The sequence below is a fragment of the uncultured Campylobacter sp. genome (assembly GCF_938045535.1).
GTDB lineage: Bacteria > Campylobacterota > Campylobacteria > Campylobacterales > Campylobacteraceae > Campylobacter_B.
The window spans coordinates 1-4260 of sequence record NZ_CALIMQ010000005.1; the positions used below are offsets into that span (position 1 = coordinate 1).

The 4260-nt window shown below is 51.8% G+C and carries 5 protein-coding genes; 2 read left to right on the plus strand and 3 right to left on the minus strand.

The genetic code is table 11. The annotated features are described in order from the left end of the window. Positions 1-201: hypothetical protein (locus Q0095_RS00290; protein WP_297880288.1), on the plus strand; the 201-nt coding region annotated here is incomplete at its 5' end. 179 nt (positions 202-380) lie between these two features. Beyond that, on the plus strand, positions 381-1277 hold the full coding sequence (locus Q0095_RS00295) for a radical SAM protein (RefSeq protein ID WP_297880290.1): 897 nt from the start codon (positions 381-383) through the stop codon (positions 1275-1277). Between the two features lie 955 nt (positions 1278-2232). Here Q0095_RS00295 and Q0095_RS00300 read toward each other — a convergent pair. From Q0095_RS00300 to Q0095_RS00310, 3 genes are all read right to left on the minus strand, one after another. Beyond that, positions 2233-2514 (minus strand): hypothetical protein, encoded by a 282-nt coding sequence (locus Q0095_RS00300; RefSeq protein ID WP_297880292.1) that lies wholly within the window; start codon positions 2512-2514, stop codon positions 2233-2235. A gap of 157 nt (positions 2515-2671) precedes the next feature. Then, complete coding sequence (locus Q0095_RS00305) at positions 2672-3598, minus strand: subtype B tannase (RefSeq protein ID WP_297880294.1); 927 nt, start codon at positions 3596-3598, stop codon at positions 2672-2674. A 230-nt stretch (positions 3599-3828) separates the two neighbouring features. Further along, positions 3829-4260: TlpA disulfide reductase family protein (locus Q0095_RS00310; protein WP_297880296.1), on the minus strand; the 432-nt coding region annotated here is incomplete at its 5' end.

A 4260-nucleotide genomic window follows, 5' to 3' on the forward strand; every position in this document is an offset into this window, starting at 1 on the left:
CGCCCTAAATTTAAGGATAAATTTAAAACTCTAAGTTTAAAATTTTGCCGTAGCGGGGTGGAGCGCAGAAGTGAAATTTCGCATAAAAGCGGCGCCAAATTTCAGCGCACGGAAGTTAAATTCCAAGGCATAAATTTGCTACGTAGAATTTTCAAGGCTCGATACAAAGCGTTATTGGCGCGAGGCTTAAGATCGGTATAAATTTGCTACGTAAAATTTCAAAGCGGGATTTCCTAGCTAAATTTTTTAAAAGCAAATTTCAGTAAAATTTCACGACGCGGAATTTCAAATTAAAATTTTGCAAATTAAATTCCGCAAAGTAAGTTTTAAAGGAAATCTGCTCGCAAGCAAACCCCACAAATCAAATCATCGGAGCAAAAATGAGATATATTTTCGGGCCCGTGACCTCGCGCAGGTTCGGGCGCAGCCTCGGCATCGATCTGAGCCCACAGAGCAAGCAGTGCAACTTCAACTGCGTCTATTGCGAGCTGGGCGCGGGCAAGCCGGTAAGCGCGATGAGCGAGCCCTGTGAGATCGGCCCGGTCATCGCCGAGCTGAAAACCGCGCTACAAAGCCACGCGGGCATTGACGTCATCACGATCACGGCGAACGGCGAGCCTACGCTGCATCCGCGCTTTGCAGAGCTCGTGGGCGCGCTAAAGGCGCTGCATCTGCCGCAGAAGCTGCTCGTTTTGTCAAACGGCTCACTCGTCCGTGAAAACAGCGCGGCACTAATGAAGCTTGATATCTGCAAATTTTCGCTAGATAGCGTGCTTGCGAAAAGCTTTCGCAAGGTGGACGGCCCGCACGCAGGCATTGGCGCCGAGGATATCGTAAGCGCGATTGCAGATTTTGCGCGCGAGTTTCGCGGCGAGCTTGATATCGAAATCCTAGTCGTGCGCGGCATCAACGATACGCAAGAGGACTTTGTGGCGCTGAATGCGGCTTTAGCTCGCATCAACCCGCATCGCGTCGATCTCGGCACGATCGATCGCCCGCCCGCATATCGCGTGCAGGGTGTGAGCGAGGCACAGCTGCGCTACCTAGCCACTTTCATCGAAAATCAAAACGTAAATATCATCGCTGCGCCCAAATACGCAAGCGAGCGGCTGAGCTTTAGCGAGGATGAAATTTTGCGCACTCTTTCGCGCCGTCCGCAGCGCACGAGCGACGTGGAGGCGATGTTTGACGAAGCGAGCGCGCAGCTTTTAAAGCGCCTTGTGGATGCAGGCAAGGTCGTTTTCAGAGACGGTTTTTACGAGATCGCAAAAGGCTAGGGCGTTAAAATTTTAAAAGCTTTTTCGCGGCGCAGCGCGGCAAAAAGCGGCTTGCATTTTGGCGTCATCGCAGGCGGTGCCCGCCGTACGCAAGCTAGAGAGGCGGCGCAAAGACAGCGCGTTTAAATTTAATGCCGAAGTTGCGTTGCTATAGATAGAGCGCCTACCGCGCGAGCTAAAGGCGGTGCAATGCTAGCTAGCGTTAAATTTAGCGCCGAGTTAGCCCCTGCCGCAAAGATGCTAGCATACTCGGTTTAGGAAACGATCCTGCCGCGGCGTGCGTTGGTCTTTAATAGGCTAAGCGGTGCTTAAAAGCGCCGTTAAATTATGAAATTTATGCACGCGTCGCAAAGATACAGACCCCAAACGGCGCTTTTTGGGTGCCAGTGGATTATTGAAGCAGACCGAATGGATAGCAAAAGTGGGCTTGGATCCGCGGGAGATCGCGAATGTATGCCTTAAATTTAGCCCGCTTACCGTGCTTGCTTGGGCTTTTTGCGTTCATTTTGGCGGATTTTAATCGTCCGCGCGCCAAATGCGCGCTTATGCACGATACCTGCGTGTTAAAATACCTGCGATCGGAAATGCATAAACACCGTGAAATTTTATCGCATACTTCGGTTTTTAAATTTAAAATTTAGCCCGCAAAATTTGATTGCGCCGAAATTTTGGCGCAGATCGCGCTAAAACTCCGCGTCATAAATCGCCGCGGCTGATAAAATTTAATTCGCGCCGTTTTGTCGCGATAAAATTCTATGGAATTTTTTGAATGGTGGCTGCAAAATTTCAAACCGTTGCGCGCTTTGCGGCGACGCTAAAATTTTGACGCGATAGAATTTTGCAGCGAAATTTTACACCGCTTGGCGTATCCGCTAGAGAGTGTTTGGGCGATAAAATTTTACGGCAGAGCTGCGGGCAAAATTCTAAATCCAAAGTAAAATTTCGCCCGTTAAGCTTACTGCGCGACTACTTTGTCGATCCAGTCAAAAAGCTCCTTTAGATCGTAATCGCCGCCGTGTCCTTGCCCCCAAGGCACCGCAAAATCGACGTTCTTGCCTGCATTTTGCAAGCTAAGCGCCAAAATAGCGGGGATCGCAAGCGCCGTATCGCGATCACTCGCGCCGTGGCGGATGCGGTAGTACTTCGCGCCGTTTTCGTTGCGCACGAAGCTCATCGCATCCATCATCTCCACGAGCTGCGCACCTGCGATTAGCACCCCTTTGGCGGGGTCATTCATCGCGCCAAAATCCGTAAAATGCGCCGCGTTAAATTTGGCGCCGCCGAACAGCTCGTTTTCGGGATTTTCAAGCGCAAAGCCGTCAAATGCGGGCGGGGTCTTGGCGCGCGGCTCGGCAGTCGCGTAGCCTCAAAAAAGCATATGCGATTGGGGTGCATCATCTTTGATCTTTGCAGCGAGGTATAGGGGCTCCTTCGCGCGCGGGCTTTGCGGCGCTTTGATTTGCGCCTTTTTTGGAATTTGCTTTTAGATCTCCGCCGCTAGAATTTTCGCCGCGCTCGTTAAATCCCGCCGCATCAAGCCCGCTAAAATCCATCTTTTCATATTCGCTCTGCGCGCCGAATATCCACTCATACGCCGCGTCCGCGTGCTTCAGATTTGTGATCGGGCAGTATAGCGACGCCGCGTAAATTTTATCGCTCGCCTTTGCAGCGCCCAGTTCCTGCAGATATGGCTCATACGCGGCCTCGTCCCCGCTCGCGCCCAAAAGCGCCGAGAGTGCTCCGCCCGCGCTCGTGCCATTTGAGACGATCCTGTTTGCGTCCCCCGGCATCGCCGCGTCGTTAAATTTCAGATACCGCACGGCGGCTTTTAGATCTACGATCGCTGCGGGCGCCTTGCCGATATAATCGCCGGTTGCGCCTTTTAACGTGCGTCCGCGCGCTGCGGGTGCGGCTACGACGTAACCGCGCGAAAGCGCCGTAGCGATCGCGTTTGGCTTGCCGCTTGCGTCTATTTTGACCTCGTCCGCTTCGCCGGGCATGTAGCCGCCTACGCCGTTGGGTAAAAATATCGGCGCGCTTGCGGCGTCAAATTTACCGCTCTTGCGTCCCTCAAAATACTGCTGCGGGATGAAGATATTCATGCTCTGATAGTGCGCGCTTACGGGTTTTGCGACGTAGATTATGTTTTTGTAGGCGCGAAATTTTATCTTTTTGCCGCCTACGATCACGCTTTCTTGCGTGAAATTTGCGGCGTTAAATTTCAGATCTATTTGCGCGCTCTGTGCCGCAGCCTCGGCGTTTAGGCTTAGCACGCTGCAAAGTATCGCGGCAGCGCCTAAAGCAAGGGATTTCTTACTCATTGAAGTATCCTTTATATTTTAATATTGCCGCTTTTTAGCCCTTTAAGTAGCTTAGTGACAAAGCTAATTTTAGCAAAACTCGGCGAATACTTAAATCCGCTGCGCGCCTAAATTTTGAAATTTAAACGCAAAGGCATCTGCAAGTTGAAAGGAATTTTAAACTCGAAGTGTTATTTTAGTGGGCATTTGCGATCCGCCGCCGTAAATCCGGCTGCATTAAATTCCGCTCGCTAATTCATAAGCTTGAGCTGCGTTTCGAAGGCGGATTTGGGGTAGAGGCCGATGAGCTTTTTAGCCGCTTTGCCGTTTTTATCGTAGATCACCGACGTAGGGGTGCCGAAAATGCCGCCTACGATGGTTTCAAAGTATTTCACCGAGCTCGCGCCGCTGACGCTTGGGAATTTTATTCCCTTTTCGCGAGCGACCGCAGCATCTGCTTCTAGCCCCTTGCCGTCGCCTAGAATGCCGATAATCAGCGCGTCGCCGTTAGCTTGCAGCTCGTTTAGCGCGGGTACTTGGGCTTTGCACGCGCCGCAACTGCTAGTGTAGAAAAACAGCACGAGTGGCTTGTCGTTGCCCTCGATCTTTAGTGTGCGCTCGGAGGGGTCGAACTTGGAGGCGAGCGAGGTGCCGTCGCTGCTTAGATGGTGCTTCCATCCGTC

Coding starts and splice junctions, on each gene's coding strand:
- Q0095_RS00295 (WP_297880290.1), top strand. CDS start 381: ATGAGATATATTTTCGGGCCCGTGACCTCGCGCAGGTTCGGGCGCAGC.
- Q0095_RS00300 (WP_297880292.1), bottom strand. CDS start 2,514: ATGAATGACCCCGCCAAAGGGGTGCTAATCGCAGGTGCGCAGCTCGTG.
- Q0095_RS00305 (WP_297880294.1), bottom strand. CDS start 3,598: ATGAGTAAGAAATCCCTTGCTTTAGGCGCTGCCGCGATACTTTGCAGC.